We start from the raw sequence: 18,652 nt of genomic DNA, 5'->3' as shown, positions 1-18,652 counted from the left end.
CATATAATAATTAACTTCTTTCAACAGTTTCCAAACACCTGTAGCTGACGCTTCGCTTTCGCTACAAAAAACACTTGCTGAATGAAGTAAAAGCCTTTGGCGGATGTTATGGAATCGGAAAGGAGTTCATAAAGGATGTTAGCCTAAAACCATCGCAACCATGCGATAACGGTTAACTGACCTGCATCGTGCAGGTCTAAGCACAAAGCCGATTCCAGACGCAATATGCCGAGGCATAATTGATCAAAAATGCATTGATGAGGATAAGAATTTTGTGTATCAACTTTTTAGAGAGGGAAGTCATTGGCTGTAAGCTTCCTAGTATGAGCACATCATTTACTACCTACTGAGCAGCGAAAGGGATAATCTTTCGCCGGTCCCTAGCCCGTTAGCTAGCCTTGAGCTTCGTCTGACTATTTAAGGAGTCGGAAGGAAGAAGGGTGGAACCACGAGCATACGCTTCGTCCCTTTTGTGAGGGACGAGGCTTTTTTATTGTTGAAGAGATAATAGTGCTCAAATAGAGATGAAAGTCGCTCAAAAAAAGTGTGAATCAGTTCCGGACCAAAACCTGAAAAAAAGCAAACCCGCTTCATTCAAGAGTCAAAAAGGCTTTGTTTCTCATCATTCATTACGTATTTTATAAAACCGAGGAGTGTAAAGATTATGTCAGAAATGATTAAATTAACTTTCCCAGATGGCGCTGTGAAGGAATTTGCAAAAGGTACATCTACTGATGATGTAGCACTATCAATCAGCCCAGGGCTACGAAAAAAAGCTTATGCAGGTAAAGTCAACGGTATCTTAGTGGATTTAAAAACACCAATCGAAGAGGATGCAGCAATTTCAATCATCACGCAAGACGATGAGGAAGCACTTGAAATTTTACGTCACTCAACAGCACACTTAACAGCGCAAGCGATTAAACGATTGTTCCCAGATGTGAAACTTGGCATTGGTCCAGTGATTGAGGGAGGCTTCTACTATGATATTGATGCTCCGACACCTATAACTGCTGAAGACTTACCAGCCATCGAAAAAGGAATGAAAAAAATTATCGCTGAAAACTTAGAAGTTGAACGCAAAAATGTAAGCCGTACAGAAGCACAAGCAATCTATGAAGAAATCGGCGATGAATATAAACTAGAATTACTGGAAGCGATTCCTGAAGATGAGCAAGTATCAATTTATTATCAAGGGGAATTTTTTGACCTTTGTCGTGGTATTCATGTACCATCCACTGGAAAACTTCGTGAATTCAAGCTTCTTTCATTAGCAGGTGCTTACTGGAGAGGGAACTCTGATAACAAGATGCTTCAACGTATTTATGGAACAGCATTCTTCAAAAAAGAGGAATTAAAACATCACCTACAAATGCTAGAGGAAGCAAAAGAGCGTGATCACCGTAAAATTGGAAAAGAATTAGAGTTATTCACGAATTCACAAAAAGTCGGTCAAGGTTTACCACTTTGGTTACCAAATGGTGCAACAATTCGTCGTGTCATTGAGCGTTATATTGTGGATAAAGAATTATCACTTGGCTATAAGCATGTTTATACACCAGTATTGGGTTCGAAAGAGCTTTATCAAACTTCTGGTCACTGGGATCACTATCAAGATTCTATTTTCCCGCCAATGGAGATGGACAATGAGACATTAATTATGCGTCCTATGAACTGTCCTCACCATATGATGGTTTACAAAAATAGCATGCATTCATATCGTAACCTCCCATTACGTATTGCAGAGCTTGGAACAATGCACCGTTATGAAATGTCAGGAGCTGTTTCTGGTTTACAACGTGTACGTGGGATGACTTTAAACGATGCCCATATCTTTGTTCGCCCTGACCAAATTAAAGCGGAATTCCAAAAAGTTGTGCAGTTAATTTTAGAGGTTTATAAAGATTTCGACTTAAATGATTATTCATTCCGTTTATCTTACCGAGACCCAGCAGATACTGAGAAATACTTCGATGATGATGAAATGTGGGAAAAAGCACAAAGTATGTTAAAAGAAGCAATGGATGAGCTTGGTTTAGACTACTTTGAAGCGGAAGGTGAAGCGGCATTCTATGGCCCTAAACTTGACGTGCAAGTAAAAACAGCAATTGGTAAAGAAGAGACTTTATCGACAGTTCAACTAGACTTCTTATTACCTGAACGATTTGATTTAACATATGTTGGGGAAGATGGTAAACCACATCGTCCAGTCGTTATTCACCGTGGTGTAGTATCAACAATGGAACGTTTTGTTGCCTTCTTAATTGAAGAATATAAAGGTGCATTCCCAACTTGGTTAGCACCAGTTCAAGTAGAAGTGATTCCAGTATCGAATGAAGCTCACTTCGACTATGCAAAACAAATTGAAGAGCAATTAACAGCAGCAGGCTTACGTGTTGAAATGGATGATCGTGAAGAGAAGTTAGGCTATAAAATTCGTGAAGCACAAATGAAAAAAATCCCTTATATGCTTGTCATTGGTGACAAGGAAGTAGAGGCTAATGGTGTGAATGTACGACGTTACGGCTCTAAAGATTCAGAAACAATTAGCTTTGAGGATTTCTTAGCAAACATTAAAGCAGAAATTACAAAATAGCATCTATAAAAAATGGCTGGGGTACTTTTAATAGAAATGTCTTATTTTTGCGGCATTGAATTGCCCCAGCTAGTAATTTAGATGTTTAGATTAAAAATGATTTGGCTATTTTATTAGCAATAAGCTAAATTACCATTTGACAGTTTATCCTATACATGCTAATATAATTAAGGTTAATGAATACAAAGTTTGTGGTTGAAGTAGAGGCTGCCCGCTTCTCACCTGATACAACGCTTTAAAAGCTGTGAACAGGTATGACACGTTGAATTGTTTTGCGCAGACTTGCGCATGCACATATAGCGGGCGGACATCTTCAAAGTGTCCGTCCTTTTTTTATGGACATGACAAGAGGATGTACCGTTCAACCGGGCAAGGCTTTGCCCAAACCATGTATTCGCGACAATTACTTGGAGGTGGATTACTATTAGCAAAGACATGTATGTAAACGAAGGCATTCGCGCACGTGAACTTCGATTAATCGATCACAATGGTGACCAGCTTGGTGTAAAGACACGTAATGAAGCGCTAGAAATCGCCGCTCGTGTAAACTTGGATCTTGTCCTTGTGGCCCCTCAAGCCAAGCCGCCAGTCGCTCGTATCATGGACTATGGTAAATTTAAGTTTGAACAGCAAAAGAAAGACCGTGAAATTCGTAAAAATCAAAAGGTCATCGTTATGAAAGAGGTTCGCTTGAGCCCAACAATCGATGAGCATGATTTCCAAACGAAGTTACGTAATGCGATTAAATTCCTAGAAAAAGGCGATAAAGTTAAATGTAGCCTACGTTTCAAAGGTCGTGCGATTACACATAAAGAAATTGGTCAACGTGTGCTAGATCGCTTTGCTGAAGCTTGTGCTGAAGTATCAACGGTAGAACAAAAGCCGAAGATGGAAGGCCGAAGCATGTTCTTAGTTCTTCAACCAAAGAACGAGAAATAATATTAGACGAACAGTTTAGGAGGAATTTGACATGCCAAAAATGAAAACTCACCGTGGAGCTGCGAAACGTTTCAAAAAAACGGGTTCAGGTAAATTAAAATATGACCGTGCTTATGGAAGCCACTTATTCGCAAACAAATCTACGAAACAAAAACGTCACCTACGTAAAGCAAACGTTGTGTCATCTGGTGACTTCAAACGCATTAAATCATTACTTGTTTACATGAAATGATTAACTACACAAAATAAACTAACATTCATTTTTTAATGAAAAGCAGGAGGTAATTTCTATGCCACGCGTAAAAGGCGGAACAGTGACGCGCAAACGTCGTAAAAAAGTTTTAAAATTAGCTAAAGGTTACTATGGTTCAAAACATACATTATATAAAGTTGCTAACCAAGCAGTGATGAAGTCAGGTCAATATGCATACCGTGACCGTCGTCAGAAAAAACGTGATTTCCGTAAATTATGGATCACTCGTATCAACGCAGCTGCTCGCATGAACGGTCTTTCATACAGCCGTTTAATGCACGGTTTAAAAGTTGCTGGTATCGAAGTTAACCGTAAAATGTTAGCTGACTTAGCTGTAACTGATGCAACAGCATTCACTCAATTAACAGATGCTGCTAAAAAAGCAGTCGCTAAATAATTAAGTGATATAATGCTTCTTACGTGACTGAAACGAAGCGAATCTCAGTTTAAATCTGTGACGAAAGCGAAGCGACAGTCGCAAAAAAAGCAGTCGCAAAATAATATGTGATTTCTCAGGACTGATGGATTTATCCGTCAGTCTTTTTTATGTTAGATTAGTAGTAAATCATTTGCAAAGGAGACTTTAATGGGACAAGCATTAGTAGCCTATATGGCAATTGTTTCTATAGTCCTGCTTATAATGATGGGCATGGATAAATCCAAAGCGAAAAAGCATGAGTGGCGAATTGCGGAACGTACGCTTTTTACACTGGCGATTGCTGGAGGTGCAGTAGGCGGCGTGTTAGGAATGTATTTATTTCGTCATAAAACACGCCATAACAGCTTTGCTTTTGGCTTCCCACTGTTAGCAGCTGTTCAAGTTTTTATCGTTGTACAGCTATGGTGAGATTGGGGAGACAATAATACGTTAATTAAAAACACATCCTCATGAGGAGGATGTGTTGCGCATAAGCTGTTCAATGGGCTGCTTCCAATTAATTTTTGCGCTTGGATAGTTCAATAGAATTTCTTGCTGTAAATATTCAAAATCACTTTTATTGAAACCCTGCAGTGTCGCAGCATCACGAGCACCAACGAAAATTGTCACAACCTCAAAGGCTTCTTCAGTAGTACCGAGGTATTTTTCACCTTCAAAAAGTGCACCCTTATAGGAAATAAAGAAATTTTTTCGGACATTTTTAACATCATCGTAAAAATAATAATGGCCTTTTTCATAGGCTTCATCAAGTTTTCGCTTAGGATCGGTTATATAACGAATCGCTTTGTAAAATACATAGATTATAAGCGCAATTACAGCAAGTCGAATTAGTAATGGCAACATGTTTCATTTCCCCCTTGAAGAAAGGTTATTCTTCCCTATACGATTGAAGGGGGAAATTAGTTTCACTTTTTATAAATTATTTTAGAAATTTAGGAGAAAAAAATGAATTTACAACAATTGTTTAAAATGCAGAAAGAGCTTGATGATTTTATTGAAAAAACACAAAAAATTGAGCAGGATGTTTTTAATGAAAAAGGTTTAGCATTAATGGTTGAATTAGCAGAACTAGCTAATGAAACACGCTGCTTTAAATTCTGGAGTACAAAAGGGCCTTCAGAGCGTGCTGTTATTTTAGAGGAGTATGTGGATTCGATACATTTTATACTATCCCTCGGTCTATTAAAGGGTTATACAACGCTAGAAAAATGGCCAGTGATTGAAGAAAAGCGAGATTTAACAGAAATTTTCTTAATGACACAGGACTATATTTTAACCTTTATTCGTCAGCCATCAGAGGATAGATATTTAACGATTTGGCAATGCTATGGTTTACTTGCGTATAATTTAGGCTTTACGTTTGAGGACGTGGTGGCAGCGTATATAGAAAAGAATGAAGAAAATTATAATCGCCAGCGTTCAGGATATTAATGTGAGAAATACATCAATTTTCAGACGATTATACTAGGAATATTTCGGTAAACGAAGTATAATAGAGAAGATTTCGAAAGTAGGAGGCAAAAGGATGACACAGCTAGATCCAACATTACAAATGTTTAAAGATTTAACGGATGCGAATGGAATTGCAGGGAATGAACGTGCACCACGTGAGGTCATGAAAAAATACATTGCACCATACGCAGACTCAGTAGAAACAGATAACTTAGGAAGCGTTATCGCAAAAAAAGTGGGCGAAGAAAATGGTCCCAAAATTATGGTGGCAGGGCATTTAGATGAAGTCGGCTTTATGATTACACAAATCGATGATAAAGGGTTTATCAAATTCCAAACTGTAGGTGGCTGGTGGAGCCAGGTAATGCTTGCACAGCGTGTTACAATTACAACGCGAAAAGGCGATGAAATCATCGGGGTAATTGGTTCAAAGCCACCGCATATTTTACCAGCAGATGTACGAAACAAAGTCGTAGACATTAAAGATATGTTTATTGATGTGGGTGCAGCTTCAAAGGAAGAAGTGCTTGAATGGGGCGTGCGTCCTGGTGATATGGTGACACCATATTTTGAATTCAATGTCATGAAAAATGACAAGTATCTTTTAGCAAAGGCATGGGATAACCGTATTGGCTGTGCAATTGCTATTGATGTTATGAAGGCGTTGCAAAATGAAAAACATCCTAACATCCTATATTCTGTAGGGAACGTACAAGAGGAAGTCGGTCTTCGCGGTGCGAAAACGGCGACTCATAAAATCCAACCTGATATTGGCTTCGCTGTCGATGTAGGTGTAGCTGGAGACACGCCAGGGGTAACAGCGAAGGAATCAACAAGTAAAATGGGCGCTGGTCCACAAATCGTTGTCTATGATGCATCAATGGTATCTCATCGTGGCTTACGTGAATTCGTATTAGATGTGGCTGATGAGCATAATATTCCATATCAATTCGAGGCCATGGCTGGTGGCGGTACAGACGCTGGCTCTATTCATGTAACAGCTAACGGCATACCTGCACTATCAATCGGTATTGCAACACGCTATATCCACTCACATGCAGGTATTCTACATCGTGATGATTATGAGAATGCTGTAAAATTAGTGGTAGAGGTTATTAAAAAATTAGACAGAGATGCTGTGAATAAAATTATTTTTGACTGATACTGTAAAAGAACGTAGGAAAGAACTAAATAGATACATCATATTTTGCCTTCTAACAAAAATGTTAGGAGGCTTTTTTATTGATCCAAGACAAATTATTCCTAGGAACCTGTATAGTAGAGGTTAAAATAAACTACCTATACTAAAAAGTTATCGGCACTGCAACTCCTTTTGTTTATCAAGGGCTATGTGCTAAATTACATGGTCAGTTGTGAAAGCATAACAAAAGGACTTGCGATTATGAAAATTAATCATAAACACAAGTCCAATTCTTATTAAACTAAAGTGCCCTATTAAGGAATATAGATTTTTATGAATAACTTTCCTCTTTATTGCCATAAATTACATAAGAAAAATATCCGAGTAGTAAGCCTAGCCCTGAACCAAAACTTAGTGTAGATAATAATGAAATTGAGAAAAACATGCTAAGAATCAAACCGATTGTACAACCAAAAAGCATTCCGAGTGGCATTAAACTATCTAATAAATTTTGAGCCACTTTTGATTTTTTCTTACCTAATTTTCCTTGCTTATGTTTATGTTCAAGCCTTTTAATAACAAAGACCATAATTCCTCCGATTATTGCAATGGGTAGAACAATACCAACAAGTTCCGTGAATAACTCCATGCTGTCATCTCCTTTCATTGTATCACCTAACATTACACTTTCCGCAATCTATGGCTACTAAGTGTGAAGAACCTACATGTTGGATTTAAAAACTGAATAATCAGCTATTTAATTAAGATAGTATCACTTTATTGTTGTTTCTTCCATTTATAAGGGATATTTGCCCAATCATACAACATTGCAAACAGAAATATGAAAATTGTGATTGTTATAGTTTCTACCCACTTAATATCATTTTGAATAATTATTTTCCATCCAATTGATAATATGAAAAATAACAACGCAAATCGAATGTTTTTCTTTAACATACATACCTCGTTTCATTTTTTACCTGCCATAAAAACTATTCCTTTGTTAATTTGGAGCGAATGTTGGTGACTGCATATACATTGACTGTTACCATAGGCGATAATTGCCCTGTTATTGAGTTCGCTCAATTGTTTTCATAATCATTAATCAGATAATACTTGTAGATGCAATTACATACCATACTGTTTTAGATAAGTTTCCCCAAGAGTCAACTATTGCAATAAATATCATGATTAGTAATAGTGTGTAAACTAAATAACTTCGCATACAGTAACCTCCAAAATTGCCCTTTTCAAAACTGATTGAAAAAATAATAACTTATAGAAATCATAACATAGCGGAGAAAAAGTGCAGTAAGGGTGACGTTGGACAGGGATAAAACAGACTGTCCATAGATAGCCTATTTAATAAATTTATCTAGTTTTTTGCATTTCTTCATTAGATTCTTTAGCAAATGGTGTTAATATAATCCCTGCAAAAAATAAAATGTAACCTGTCCATTTTATCCATCTATAATATTGGTGGTCTTTTAAAAAATAAAATGAAGTAAGGATAATAAAGATACCCATAATAATAATACCGATAGCAATCATCCACTTTAAAGTAATCGGAATTTTCGACATTCTTATGTCTCCCCTTTTATGTATATTTTTGGAGATAATTTAACATGTTCAGATGTACCATATATAGGGTTATCTGTAAAAAATATATACTATATAAATGTTTTTTTACTATATCATCCGAAATTTATAGGTAGTTAATAAAGAAAATGTGTAATAAAGAGACAGTAAAGGGTAATGAATCCCCTTAATCTTTCTTACGTTTAAATATTAATTCAAAAAAAGAAGGAAAACCGGTACCTTTTGTTCCTGGTGCAAAGATTTGTATTAATTCCCAACCTTCTTTTTCATAATCAAAAACAACTTTATGATAATCTTCCTCAGGAGTTAGTTTGAATGAAGATAATTGAATTTTCACGAATTTATGTTCGTACAAGATTCAACCTCCTTATTATTACTTTCATTTACGTTTTTTAGTAATGTAAAGTTTCAATAAATATATTGAAGTTGATGAATAGTTCGAGGTTTTTTCGAAAGACATTGTACAGAAAGGTGATTAAGTGAAAGAAACAAAAGTCAAATATTGTGCTGAATGTGAGAAAGATTTCATTGATAGTGAAGTGGTCTTTTATACATGGTATGAAAACCGATGCTTCTGTGATAAATGCAAACAACTTATGAATGAGCGTGTCACACCATCATATTTAGATTGGTAGCCACGAAAAGTTGTTAAATAGCTGAACCATTAGAAGATCATGTTAGAAAGAAATTGTCCAGCAAGGGAGTAAGTGAAATGGCAGTTTACGAATTTGAAAAGGTGATATTGCAGAATTCCCTCATTGTGGTAAATAGTTCGAAATGAATGATTTAAATGAAGAAGATTACAACGATTTTGACAAATATTTTGAACACGTTTTGCGAAGGTTAATTAACACTTGATAAATATTGTTCAGCAGCATTAAGAAAAGCGTTGCCATAAAGCAACGCTAAGTTCGAGGGTTTCTAAATAAAATTACTACACTAGAAACAAAGCATATCAATCCAATATATATGCTACTTGTATTGACATATCTTCTATGTTGTCCGTAAAGATTCTATATCCCCCTACTGAACATATTGCCAAACTACTAACCGAACTAGTTAATGTACTACGTTTACGTTTGTCAGTCAAAAAAACATCTAAATAATGGTATTTGTATTATGTTAACACGAAATTAATCATTAGTTAACTTATTCGAAGGATTTCCCCTGGTGAATAATATAAAGACTAGAACCTTAATGAACAATATGAGGTTTAATCGATAGATATTTTTCAGTCAAAAAGCCGATTAGAATATTCCAATCAGCTGCTTTTTTAATTTAATGACTTTACCTTCAATCCCAACAAAGAAGCAAAACCAATAGCTTGTTCAGTGGAAACTTCACATCCATTCAAACTTTCTGGGGTTACATTAAGTTTTTCAAAATTACATGTACTAATATCAATTCCTTTTAAAGAAGTTTGAGAAAAATCAACATCATTAATATCACTTTCATAAAATTTCACCTTATTTAGTGAACATTCATAAAAATTTGCACCTCGAAGTATTGAATTGTCAAATATCACATGCTTGAAACGGGTTACAGCAAAATTGCATAGATTTGCAATACAATTTTCAAAAGAAACATTTCCAAGATTAGTTTCAGAAAAATCAGATCCTAATAATTTGCAGTTTTTGAAATTGACTCTATGTATAATACCTTCACTTAAGTTTGCATTAGATAGATCACAGTTTTCAAAAATTACATCAGTTAAATCAATTTTTCTAAAAGAAACATCAATGAATTTTGCATTTTTAAAGATAACTTTAGATACAACTAATTTTTCAACAACCTCTTTTTCAATTACTGTATCAGCAATAATACAATTTGATAAATATGGGTCTTCATCATAAAAAATATCTTGAAAATTAGCTTTTTCTAGATCTGAGAGAATTTTTGGTAATTCAATATTGAAACCTTGTGACATTTCAGCACACCTTTCAAAAAGTTAGTAATATCTATACATAAATTTAAAGTAAAAAAATAAAATGAAAAGACTTTCATATTAAGTAAAAGTATGTGCAAATCTAAATTTCTATCACATTACTGCACAATATGAAAGATGTTCAGTAGTAAAGATAATTGCTAGAAATAGGTGTTTATAAAAAGAAAAGGTGTCTTACCTAGATGAAAACACCCGAAGATAGATTAATCCCAAATATCTGGGATTGTAACTTTTGCAGATCGTAAATAATCGAGTAATTGACCAGTATGAATTGATTCATGATAGGCAATTCTCAGCAACATATCTCCTAAGTCTCTTATGTACCCAACATCTGAACGGTCAATTTTAATAATTTTTAAATCTTCATCTGAAAATGATTTAATAGTTTCTATAAATTGATTTCTAAACGGTACTGCAATAATTAATTCATCTTCAACAGTGTTGAATGGTAGTTTTTCAAATGGGGATTCAAATACAGGTATACTGCCTTTATTTTTAATAGCCTGATGATAATAATATTCACTTTCTAGAACATGTCTAATCATCTCAATGCAAGACATAGCTTTATCATCTGGTCTCCAATTTAATTTATCTTGGGGGATAGACGTCCAAAGCTTAATGCTACGTCTTCGGACTTCATTGAAATTTAAAAGAATTAAATCGATTGTGTTCATTATTTACCCTCCACTTGTTAGTATATTTTAAATTATATACGAATGTACGTTCTTTTAGAAGTCGGTTTTTTAGTTTAGAATTTTTCGCTTGTTTTAATAAATGCTACTAAACAATTTGAGCAAAAACTATTAAAGGGTCACTTTGGTGGAAGTGACCCTAAGTAACAATTCGGGAGGGACCAAGTTAAACTAGTTTAGCTTAACACTACTATTTATATGCTTAGCTAACTTAGGTTATATAGTTTATTGCCCTTGAAAAAAGATTTAAAAATAAAAAAGCTATGACGGTCAACCAACGCCATAGCCTATATAAAGTGCGTGCGATACACTCAAATTATTGTGTGTAAAATAAGGTTCTTTATACATTAAAAAAACCCAGCTTTAAACTGGGAGACGGTTTGTCAGGTAAATATATTATTTTTCAGGATAAGCTACATGTAATGGTGGAGGTACAAGCCAACCTTTATTTTTGTTCAAACGTAAAAGTTTAGCACCAAGTTGAGCTTTTGCCATATGGAATTGACCATACATTAATGCGATATCTTCACGAGTGGAAATACCCATTGCTTGACTACATGCAACTAATCCAGCAGCTATGTCAGCAGTAAGAGCAGCGCTTATTTCTGGGTCATTAAACTTTGCACCTGGAGGGATATCTTCCAATCTTGCTACAGGTCGTTCAGGTGAAGCAGGTGGTAAAGCAATACCATTCGTTTTTAGAATTTTTTCTAATTGTTTTACTTCTTCTCTGCAAGTTTCGATGATATCTTCAATAATTTTTTTTAGATCTTCATCACCAGCGTGATTATAAAACGTTTGATAGCCAGAAATCATTCCATAGTCTGCAATTAAACTTGACCAAATACTAAATACTTCACCGTAATGCAATGGTTCATCTTTTGGATTACCACCAAGAATACCCATACTTACACTTCCTTTTCTTGTTTTTCGCCACTAAAGCAAAGTTAGTATGGATATAATTAAAAAATTAATACACAAAATGCAATATTGCTGAACAATAAAAGAAACAAAATAATGGTCTTTAACAAATTGTTGTGTTTTTTTATAGTTGTAACTTAAAGAATAGAGTATTCCTTTACTCCATTCAAGAAACACCCTATTGTCACTATAAAGAATTTTGTAAAAGCTGTAAGATATCTTTCCCCATATGAACAGGATTTGTTGCTAGTATAGGGGATCGATAATTGGATAGAATCACAACACCTGTTTGCTGTTTTATATTAAACCCTAGATAACTAGAGAAACCTTTCGTGGAGCCATTATGCCAAATAATATCATCTTCAAGTAACCATCCTAATCCGATGCTTACATCTTTTGAAATAGTATGAGTAGCTTGGTGTGTGAATTGATAGCCTGAATTTTGATTGCCTACATGTATTTTTATAAATTTTAATAAATCATCAACGGTGGATCGTATAGCGCCCGCTGCCATAAATTCATTCATTTGAAGTGGAGGCTTATTATGTCCTCGAATAGAGTGTCCCTGTAATATAGTATCTTCTTTAGAGGAGGGGATAGAAATAAAGGTATTTGTTAAATTTAATGGTTCTACGATTCTACGTGTGATAGCTGTTTCAAAGTCAGTATGAAGTTCATTTGCTAATAAATATCCTAAAAGGCCCATTCCCACATTAGAATACCTAAACTTAGCTTTAGGCTCATGGATATGGGTTTTAAAATAATGTATTGTCTCATCCAATGAATAGGGACAAAAAGGGTCACGAGGTGTTTGGCTATCAAAAAGATTATAGATGTTCTTCAGTACACCTATTCCCGGTAGACCAGATGTATGATTTGCTAGATGTTTCAACGTTATGGGATGATTATCTGGAATTGCAGAAAAATAGTTGCCGATGGAGTCATCTACCTTCACGATTTCTTCCTGAATCATTTCCCCAAACATGGATGTAGTCAAAACTTTAGAGATTGACCCAATTTCATAGATGTAGGGCTTTTTATCATACTTGACATTTGAGCCATTGAACATAAACGTAGCATCTTGGTCACGATAAATAACACCTATGGATAAAGCTACATTCGGGCGAGATTTTATGTAAGGATAAGCAATTTTAAAGATATCCTTTTTTAAATCATTTAAATCCACAAGTATTCCTCCTTTTCACTCGCTAAATTTTTTCCTGTGCCTTCGAGATAATAGCGTGTAGTTTCGTCATTATTTCTTTTAGTTGTAATAAATCCTCTTTTGGGAGCTGTGAATAGTATTTATTGATAATGGCAAGCTCGATTTCTTCCTGCTTCTGAAAATAATCATGCCCCCTCGTGTCTAACTCGATAATAATTTCTCTACGATCCTTTTTACTTATGGTTCTTATAATAAAGCTTTCCTGCTCTAGTCTGCCGATTAATTGACTAACAGCACTAGCAGATGTCCCCATCAGTTTTGCTAATTCAAAGGTCTGCAAGGGACCATGTGTCTGAAGAAGACTTAAAAATAGTGCTTGCTTTGTAGTTAATGTTTCGTCTAACAAGGCGGAGAACTCCTCTGTTAGCATCGCATTTGTTTCATATTCTACTTGGTTAAGCTCTCTCACAAGTTGTATAAGCTCATTGTCCATTTATTTCACCACCTAAATAGTTAATTTGTATTAATTATAAATGTATGTTAATAATATGGCAAAGATCTTTAGAGTGAAATGATTGAAAAATGGAAATATGCATAAAAATTCGTTATGACGCATTATTGACACATTTTATTGTAGATTTCTAATTTTTAAAAATAAACATAAAAATTCAGTTGATTTTATATTTATGCATGCTATACTTATTTTAACAGCAACAGAACAAGGAGCGAAGGCTATGAAATTACTTGAGGAAGTACAGTTAAAGTTAGTGTCTAGCTTAAAGGGTAAAGACCTACTAACTTTGTTAGACTATACAAGTGAAGAGGTTCAGCAGCTAGTTGAATTAGCAACACAGCTGAAAATCATTACAAAAGAAGGAAAATGTCCGAAGCTATTAGAGGGTAAAACACTTGGTATGATCTTTGAAAAACATTCAACTCGTACTCGTATTTCATTTGAAGTAGGCATGAATCAATTGGGCGGAAAAGGTATGTTTATGCATGCACGTGATTTGCAAATTGGACGTGGCGAGTCAATCTATGATACGGCACATGTGCTATCAGGCTATTTAGATGGTATTATGATTCGAGCAAATTCCCATGCTATGGTGAAGGAGCTTGCCGAGCATGCAACTATACCAGTTATTAATGGATTAACAGATATTTATCACCCATGTCAGGCATTAGCAGATTTAGAAACAATCGCTGAAAATAAAGGTGAACTAAAAGGACTTAAAATTGCATATGTTGGAGATGGCAACAACGTGGCGCACTCATTAGTAGTCGCTTCTGCACATGTAGGAATGAACGTGGCAGTGGCAACGCCAGTTGGCTATGAATGTGATACAGAGGTTATCGCAAAGGCACAAGCTATCGCAATGGCAAATGGCAGTACAATTACCATCACGAATGATCCAGTAGAAGCGGTATTAAACGCGGACGTAGTGTATGCAGATGTTTGGACATCCATGGGACAAGAAGAAGAAGCTGCAAAACGTCTTCAGGACTTTGCAGGTTATCAAATTAATGATGAACTTGTTTCCTATGCAAAGCCAAATTATATGTTCTTACACTGCTTACCTGCACATCGTGAAGAAGAAGTGGCGACATCTGTTATTGATGGCCCTAATTCTTATATCTTTGAGCAAGCAGAAAATAGACTACACGCACAAAAAGCAGTACTTGCATCTATTTTAGCTTAATTTTTGACATATGCTTCTCGGGTTGAGAAGTACTATATATACAAAGTTCACATTGATAACAGAGGGTGTCAATGTGAATAACATAACAGTGGTGCACAGACAGAGGGATGTAAGCCACGCGCGATGTACGTTGTCAAGATGGATGGCCACATCGCTACATAGTAAAGTAACCTGGGAGACGCTGGGTTACTTTTTTGTTGTGTTATTTTTGTGCGTATACTTGTATAATCGTAAATCAAACTAGTACATTACCTAGTTTTCCAATTTTATTTATAGAGAATAAAAGCATTTATCTATATAATAGGATAAATAAGTAATTAGGGGAGGGCTTTAGGTGAATATTGATCATATTGAGGCATTTTTATATGTCGTGCATTATAAAAGTATCCATAAGGCTGCTAATGCGTTATTTTTATCCCAGCCAACTGTAACTGCTCGCATTAAATCACTAGAAAGAGAGCTAAATGTTGAATTATTTCATCGAGATGGGCGCAGTGTAATTTTATCGGATAAGGGCAAGGATTTTTTACCATTCGCGACACAAATTGTGCAAACCTTCCAGCAGGGAAAGAAGCAGTTAGAGGAAACTCAGGAGACTGACGAAGTATGCATTGGCACGAACGGGGTGACAGCACAATATTTTTTAGCGTATGCATTACCTAAATGGAAAGAAAGCTTTCCACATTTACGCTTTCAGATTGTGACAGGATCAACAAATATGATATTAGAAAAGCTGCAAAGTCATCAAATCCATTTTGGGCTTATCCAATATGTCCATCGAGAAGGAATTAGCAATGAGCTATTATTAAGTAATGCAGTTAAACTCGTGATGCATCGCGAACATTCTTTTCAGCAGAATTCGCTAATTAAGGTAAGGGAATTAGCTCGGCAAAAAATGGTGTTTTTTGAATGTGGGGCCTTTGATTGGAATTATGTCCATAAGCTATTTGAGGTAGAGGGTGTCACTGCTAATATTGAAGTACGTACAGATCATTTAGAAGTAGCGAAAGAATTTATTCGGACGAAAGGATATATGAGCTTTTTACCACATCTCTGTGTAAAAAAGGAGCTTGAAAGTGGGGAATTTGTAGAGATTGATGTCAAGCACTTACTGGATATGAATCAACATATTTTTTTAACATATAACAATAAAGATAAACTGGCTCCTGCCTTTTGGGAAAAGGTAACAGAAACTGCTGAGCAATTTGAAGGCAGTTATGAAAAAATAGATTGATAAAATATTTTATCAAACAGTAAATTTTTTTCTATTATGTAGCCTATTGCATATTGCTGCAATGAGCTGTAATATCTTCCTCAACCTTATTTTATTTATGGAACCATAAATGAAATATTATTTTTTCATCAAAAACATACTTAACCACTATGTTTAGTAAAAATAAAATTCGAGGAGGAAATGAATATGGTGAGACAGGACAAAGTTCGATTTGGTGCAATTATTCACGGTGTAGGTGGCAATATTTCAGGCTGGCGTCATCCAAAGGTCGCAAGTAATCAAAGTGTAAGCTTACCGTTTTATATCCAACAGGCACAAAAGGCAGAGCAAGGAAAATTTGATGTAGTGTTTATTGCTGATGGTTTGTTCATCAACGAAAAATCCATTCCTCATTTTTTAAATCGCTTTGAGCCTCTAACGATTTTATCAGCATTAGCAGTAGCGACAAAAAACATTGGGCTAGTTGGCACCGTATCTACCTCCTACAGTGAGCCTTTTACAGTTGCACGTCAATTTGCCTCATTGGATCATATTAGTGGAGGACGTGCTGGATGGAATGTAGTGACAACGCCATTAGAAAGCACTGCATTGAACTACAATAAAACACTGGAACAGCATCCTAATCACGCAGAGCGCTATCAAATTGCTGAAGAATATTTGGAAGTGACAAAGGGCTTATGGGATTCATGGGACGATGACGCTTTTATTGCGGATGTAGAACAGGATGTGTTTTTTGATCCAGATAAACTGCATACCTTACACCATCAGGGACAATATTTTTCTGTACAGGGACCACTTAATATTGCGCGTTCTAAGCAAGGTCAGCCTGTTATATTTCAAGCAGGCTCGTCTGATGCAGGTATCCGCTTAGCTGCTAAGGATGCTGACGCGATTTTTACACACGGTGCATCCTTAGAAGAGGCACAGAAATTTTATCAAAGGGTAAAAACAGAGGCTGCAGCCTTTGGACGTGATTCACAGGAAATTAAAATCTTCCCAGGGATTTCTCCAATTATTGGTGAGACACTGGAGGAGGCTGAAGCTAAATATCAGGAAATCGTTGAGCTGGTTTCGATTGAACGTGCACTTGCTTATTTAGGACGATACTTTGATCATCATGATTTTACACAGTATGATGTGGATGCTCCATTCCCAGAGCTTGGTGATATAGGAGCTAATAGCTTTAGAAGTACAACTGACTATATAAAAAAATATGCCAAACAAGAAGAACTGACATTACGACAGGTTGCTTTACGTGAGGCAACACCTAAAACAGCTTTCTTTGGAACAGCAGAGCAAGTCGCTAATCTAGTGCAGGAATGGTTTGAAAAAGAGGCTGCGGATGGCTTTATTATTGCTGTAACTGTACCTGGTGCACTTGACGATTTTGTAGATAAGGTTGTACCGATTTTACAAGCAAGAGGGCTTTATCGTGAAGAATATGAGGCGGATACATTACGTGGTAATTTAGGTTTACCATTTAAGGAAAGCCGTTATGTCAAACATACTGTCTCTTAAAACCTAGTAAATTTATTTGAATAAAAAGATTAAGGAGGGAATGTATGAGCTATTCATTAGGCATATTAGATCAAAGTCCAATTATTGAGGGTGCAACAAACGAACAGACCTTACAAAAAACAGTGGCACTTGCACAAAAAGCTGAGCAATTGGGCTACTCACGCTTTTGGGTATCAGAGCACCATAATACAGATTCATTAGCAGGAACATCTCCTGAGGTTTTAATATCTTATTTACTAGCTAAAACAAAATCAATCAACATTGGATCGGGTGGGGTTATGCTACAGCATTATAGCCCCTATAAAGTAGCAGAAAATTTCCATGTTTTAGCATCCTTGGAGCCAGGGCGAGTAGATTTGGGTATTGGGAAAGCACCCGGAGGCTTACCTCTTTCTACAAAGGCCCTCCAATATGGCACGCTCAATAATGGAGAGGATTTTGAAGAAAGATTAATATTTTTACAGCAATTAATTGAGCAATCAATACCAGAAGAGCACGAATTACATGGCATAGAAGCAACACCGATTCCGAAGACAAAGCCAGCATTATTTTTACTCGGTGCTAGCCCAGAAAGTGCTGCTCGTGCAGGTAAACTAGGAATTGCATTCGTCTTTGCTCGCTTTATTAATAGTGACAAAAACATTTTGGCACAAGCGGCTACAACCTATCGCAGTCACCATCCAAACGGACATTTTGCGATTTCCATTGCCGCACTTGCTGCTCCAACCAACGAGGAAGCGAAAGAGCTAGTTGGTGATCAAAAAATTACAAAGGTGCATTTAGCAAGTGGCAGAAGCCTGACACTACAATCAGTAGAGCTAGCAGAGAAATTTGGTCAGGAATCTGGAGAGGAATATACGGTTGAGCAGTATGAGGCCGATATTTTATATGGTACATCAGAAGAAATTAAAGCCATTTTAGATGACTACCATGTGCAATACCAAATCGACGAATTTATTTTGCATACGCCAGTCTTAAAGCATTTTGAGCGTGAGCGATCTTTTGAGTTATTGAGTCCAGTACATTTACAGCAAAAAGAAGCGGTAAGCTAAGGAGGA

At 36.0% G+C, this 18,652-nt stretch carries 20 protein-coding genes; 11 read left to right on the top strand and 9 right to left on the bottom strand.

All coding sequences use genetic code 11. The features are described 5' to 3' along the window. Positions 1-664: 664 nt before the first annotated feature. The 5 genes from thrS to AC1RNS_RS10570 all read left to right on the top strand — a co-directional run bounded on the left by thrS (position 665) and on the right by AC1RNS_RS10570 (position 4,635). Positions 665-2,596, top strand: coding sequence for a threonine--tRNA ligase (thrS, locus tag AC1RNS_RS10590; RefSeq protein WP_492992473.1), 1,932 nt, complete (start codon positions 665-667; stop codon positions 2,594-2,596). 435 nt (positions 2,597-3,031) lie between these two features. Continuing rightward, positions 3,032-3,535 (top strand): translation initiation factor IF-3, encoded by a 504-nt coding sequence (gene infC / locus AC1RNS_RS10585; protein WP_016994853.1) that lies wholly within the window; start codon positions 3,032-3,034, stop codon positions 3,533-3,535. 31 nt (positions 3,536-3,566) lie between these two features. After that, a complete protein-coding gene (rpmI, locus tag AC1RNS_RS10580) occupies positions 3,567-3,767 on the top strand; it encodes a 50S ribosomal protein L35 (RefSeq protein WP_069513721.1) in 201 nt (66 codons plus the stop codon). A gap of 58 nt (positions 3,768-3,825) precedes the next feature. After that, a complete protein-coding gene (gene rplT, locus AC1RNS_RS10575; protein ID WP_492992471.1) occupies positions 3,826-4,185 on the top strand; it encodes a 50S ribosomal protein L20 in 360 nt (119 codons plus the stop codon). Positions 4,186-4,374: 189 nt separating this feature from the next. Further along, a complete protein-coding gene (locus AC1RNS_RS10570; protein WP_492992469.1) occupies positions 4,375-4,635 on the top strand; it encodes a DUF1294 domain-containing protein in 261 nt (86 codons plus the stop codon). 39 nt (positions 4,636-4,674) lie between these two features. On the opposite strand, the gene AC1RNS_RS10565 is transcribed toward AC1RNS_RS10570, so the two are convergent. Continuing rightward, entirely contained in the window at positions 4,675-5,070 is a 396-nt protein-coding gene (locus tag AC1RNS_RS10565; RefSeq protein ID WP_492992467.1) for a sigma-w pathway protein ysdB, read from the bottom strand. 102 nt (positions 5,071-5,172) lie between these two features. On the opposite strand from AC1RNS_RS10565, the gene AC1RNS_RS10560 reads away from it, so the two are divergent. Further along, complete coding sequence (locus tag AC1RNS_RS10560; RefSeq protein WP_492992465.1) at positions 5,173-5,658, top strand: dUTP diphosphatase; 486 nt, start codon at positions 5,173-5,175, stop codon at positions 5,656-5,658. A 94-nt stretch (positions 5,659-5,752) separates the two neighbouring features. Beyond that, the gene (locus AC1RNS_RS10555) at positions 5,753-6,841 is read left to right on the top strand and encodes a M42 family metallopeptidase (RefSeq protein WP_492992463.1); all 1,089 of its coding nucleotides are present in this window, start codon (positions 5,753-5,755) and stop codon (positions 6,839-6,841) included. Between the two features lie 310 nt (positions 6,842-7,151). Here AC1RNS_RS10555 and AC1RNS_RS10550 read toward each other — a convergent pair whose 3' ends face one another. The 8 genes from AC1RNS_RS10550 to AC1RNS_RS10515 form a co-directional block, all read right to left on the bottom strand. Further along, the gene (locus tag AC1RNS_RS10550; protein ID WP_492992462.1) at positions 7,152-7,469 is read right to left on the bottom strand and encodes a hypothetical protein; all 318 of its coding nucleotides are present in this window, start codon (positions 7,467-7,469) and stop codon (positions 7,152-7,154) included. A 722-nt stretch (positions 7,470-8,191) separates the two neighbouring features. Then, positions 8,192-8,401: a hypothetical protein gene (locus tag AC1RNS_RS10545; RefSeq protein WP_492992460.1), complete on the bottom strand. Its 210-nt coding sequence runs from the start codon at positions 8,399-8,401 to the stop codon at positions 8,192-8,194. A 184-nt stretch (positions 8,402-8,585) separates the two neighbouring features. Then, the gene (locus AC1RNS_RS10540; RefSeq protein ID WP_492992458.1) at positions 8,586-8,774 is read right to left on the bottom strand and encodes a DUF4177 domain-containing protein; all 189 of its coding nucleotides are present in this window, start codon (positions 8,772-8,774) and stop codon (positions 8,586-8,588) included. A gap of 918 nt (positions 8,775-9,692) precedes the next feature. Further along, complete coding sequence (locus AC1RNS_RS10535) at positions 9,693-10,346, bottom strand: pentapeptide repeat-containing protein (RefSeq protein WP_492992456.1); 654 nt, start codon at positions 10,344-10,346, stop codon at positions 9,693-9,695. A 221-nt stretch (positions 10,347-10,567) separates the two neighbouring features. Beyond that, complete coding sequence (locus tag AC1RNS_RS10530) at positions 10,568-11,038, bottom strand: DinB family protein (protein ID WP_492992454.1); 471 nt, start codon at positions 11,036-11,038, stop codon at positions 10,568-10,570. Between the two features lie 414 nt (positions 11,039-11,452). Beyond that, the gene (locus AC1RNS_RS10525; RefSeq protein ID WP_492992453.1) at positions 11,453-11,962 is read right to left on the bottom strand and encodes a DUF3231 family protein; all 510 of its coding nucleotides are present in this window, start codon (positions 11,960-11,962) and stop codon (positions 11,453-11,455) included. Positions 11,963-12,164: 202 nt separating this feature from the next. Next, positions 12,165-13,163, bottom strand: coding sequence for a serine hydrolase domain-containing protein (locus AC1RNS_RS10520; protein ID WP_492992452.1), 999 nt, complete (start codon positions 13,161-13,163; stop codon positions 12,165-12,167). 22 nt (positions 13,164-13,185) lie between these two features. Next, positions 13,186-13,635: a MarR family winged helix-turn-helix transcriptional regulator gene (locus tag AC1RNS_RS10515; RefSeq protein WP_492992450.1), complete on the bottom strand. Its 450-nt coding sequence runs from the start codon at positions 13,633-13,635 to the stop codon at positions 13,186-13,188. A gap of 241 nt (positions 13,636-13,876) precedes the next feature. Here AC1RNS_RS10515 and argF point away from each other — a divergent pair, with 241 nt between their 5' ends. The 4 genes from argF to AC1RNS_RS10495 all read left to right on the top strand — a co-directional run bounded on the left by argF (position 13,877) and on the right by AC1RNS_RS10495 (position 18,646). After that, entirely contained in the window at positions 13,877-14,842 is a 966-nt protein-coding gene (gene argF, locus AC1RNS_RS10510) for an ornithine carbamoyltransferase (protein ID WP_492992448.1), read from the top strand. 334 nt (positions 14,843-15,176) lie between these two features. Then, a complete protein-coding gene (locus AC1RNS_RS10505) occupies positions 15,177-16,076 on the top strand; it encodes a LysR family transcriptional regulator (protein WP_492992447.1) in 900 nt (299 codons plus the stop codon). 186 nt (positions 16,077-16,262) lie between these two features. After that, the gene (locus AC1RNS_RS10500) at positions 16,263-17,594 is read left to right on the top strand and encodes an LLM class flavin-dependent oxidoreductase (protein WP_492992445.1); all 1,332 of its coding nucleotides are present in this window, start codon (positions 16,263-16,265) and stop codon (positions 17,592-17,594) included. 44 nt (positions 17,595-17,638) lie between these two features. Next, entirely contained in the window at positions 17,639-18,646 is a 1,008-nt protein-coding gene (locus AC1RNS_RS10495) for an LLM class flavin-dependent oxidoreductase (protein WP_492992444.1), read from the top strand. Positions 18,647-18,652 lie beyond the last annotated feature (6 nt).

This window comes from Lysinibacillus sp. GW821-FHT14F06, assembly GCF_058803665.1.
The sequence above is the reverse complement of the archived record's forward strand: the minus strand, read 5'-3'. Positions and strand labels throughout refer to the sequence as shown.

Coding starts and splice junctions, on each gene's coding strand:
- thrS (WP_492992473.1), top strand. CDS start 665: ATGTCAGAAATGATTAAATTAACTTTCCCAGATGGCGCTGTGAAGGAA.
- infC (WP_016994853.1), top strand. CDS start 3,032: ATGTATGTAAACGAAGGCATTCGCGCACGTGAACTTCGATTAATCGAT.
- rpmI (WP_069513721.1), top strand. CDS start 3,567: ATGCCAAAAATGAAAACTCACCGTGGAGCTGCGAAACGTTTCAAAAAA.
- rplT (WP_492992471.1), top strand. CDS start 3,826: ATGCCACGCGTAAAAGGCGGAACAGTGACGCGCAAACGTCGTAAAAAA.
- AC1RNS_RS10570 (WP_492992469.1), top strand. CDS start 4,375: ATGGGACAAGCATTAGTAGCCTATATGGCAATTGTTTCTATAGTCCTG.
- AC1RNS_RS10565 (WP_492992467.1), bottom strand. CDS start 5,070: ATGTTGCCATTACTAATTCGACTTGCTGTAATTGCGCTTATAATCTAT.
- AC1RNS_RS10560 (WP_492992465.1), top strand. CDS start 5,173: ATGAATTTACAACAATTGTTTAAAATGCAGAAAGAGCTTGATGATTTT.
- AC1RNS_RS10555 (WP_492992463.1), top strand. CDS start 5,753: ATGACACAGCTAGATCCAACATTACAAATGTTTAAAGATTTAACGGAT.
- AC1RNS_RS10550 (WP_492992462.1), bottom strand. CDS start 7,469: ATGGAGTTATTCACGGAACTTGTTGGTATTGTTCTACCCATTGCAATA.
- AC1RNS_RS10545 (WP_492992460.1), bottom strand. CDS start 8,401: ATGTCGAAAATTCCGATTACTTTAAAGTGGATGATTGCTATCGGTATT.
- AC1RNS_RS10535 (WP_492992456.1), bottom strand. CDS start 10,346: ATGTCACAAGGTTTCAATATTGAATTACCAAAAATTCTCTCAGATCTA.
- AC1RNS_RS10530 (WP_492992454.1), bottom strand. CDS start 11,038: ATGAACACAATCGATTTAATTCTTTTAAATTTCAATGAAGTCCGAAGA.
- AC1RNS_RS10525 (WP_492992453.1), bottom strand. CDS start 11,962: ATGGGTATTCTTGGTGGTAATCCAAAAGATGAACCATTGCATTACGGT.
- AC1RNS_RS10515 (WP_492992450.1), bottom strand. CDS start 13,635: ATGGACAATGAGCTTATACAACTTGTGAGAGAGCTTAACCAAGTAGAA.
- argF (WP_492992448.1), top strand. CDS start 13,877: ATGAAATTACTTGAGGAAGTACAGTTAAAGTTAGTGTCTAGCTTAAAG.
- AC1RNS_RS10500 (WP_492992445.1), top strand. CDS start 16,263: ATGGTGAGACAGGACAAAGTTCGATTTGGTGCAATTATTCACGGTGTA.
- AC1RNS_RS10495 (WP_492992444.1), top strand. CDS start 17,639: ATGAGCTATTCATTAGGCATATTAGATCAAAGTCCAATTATTGAGGGT.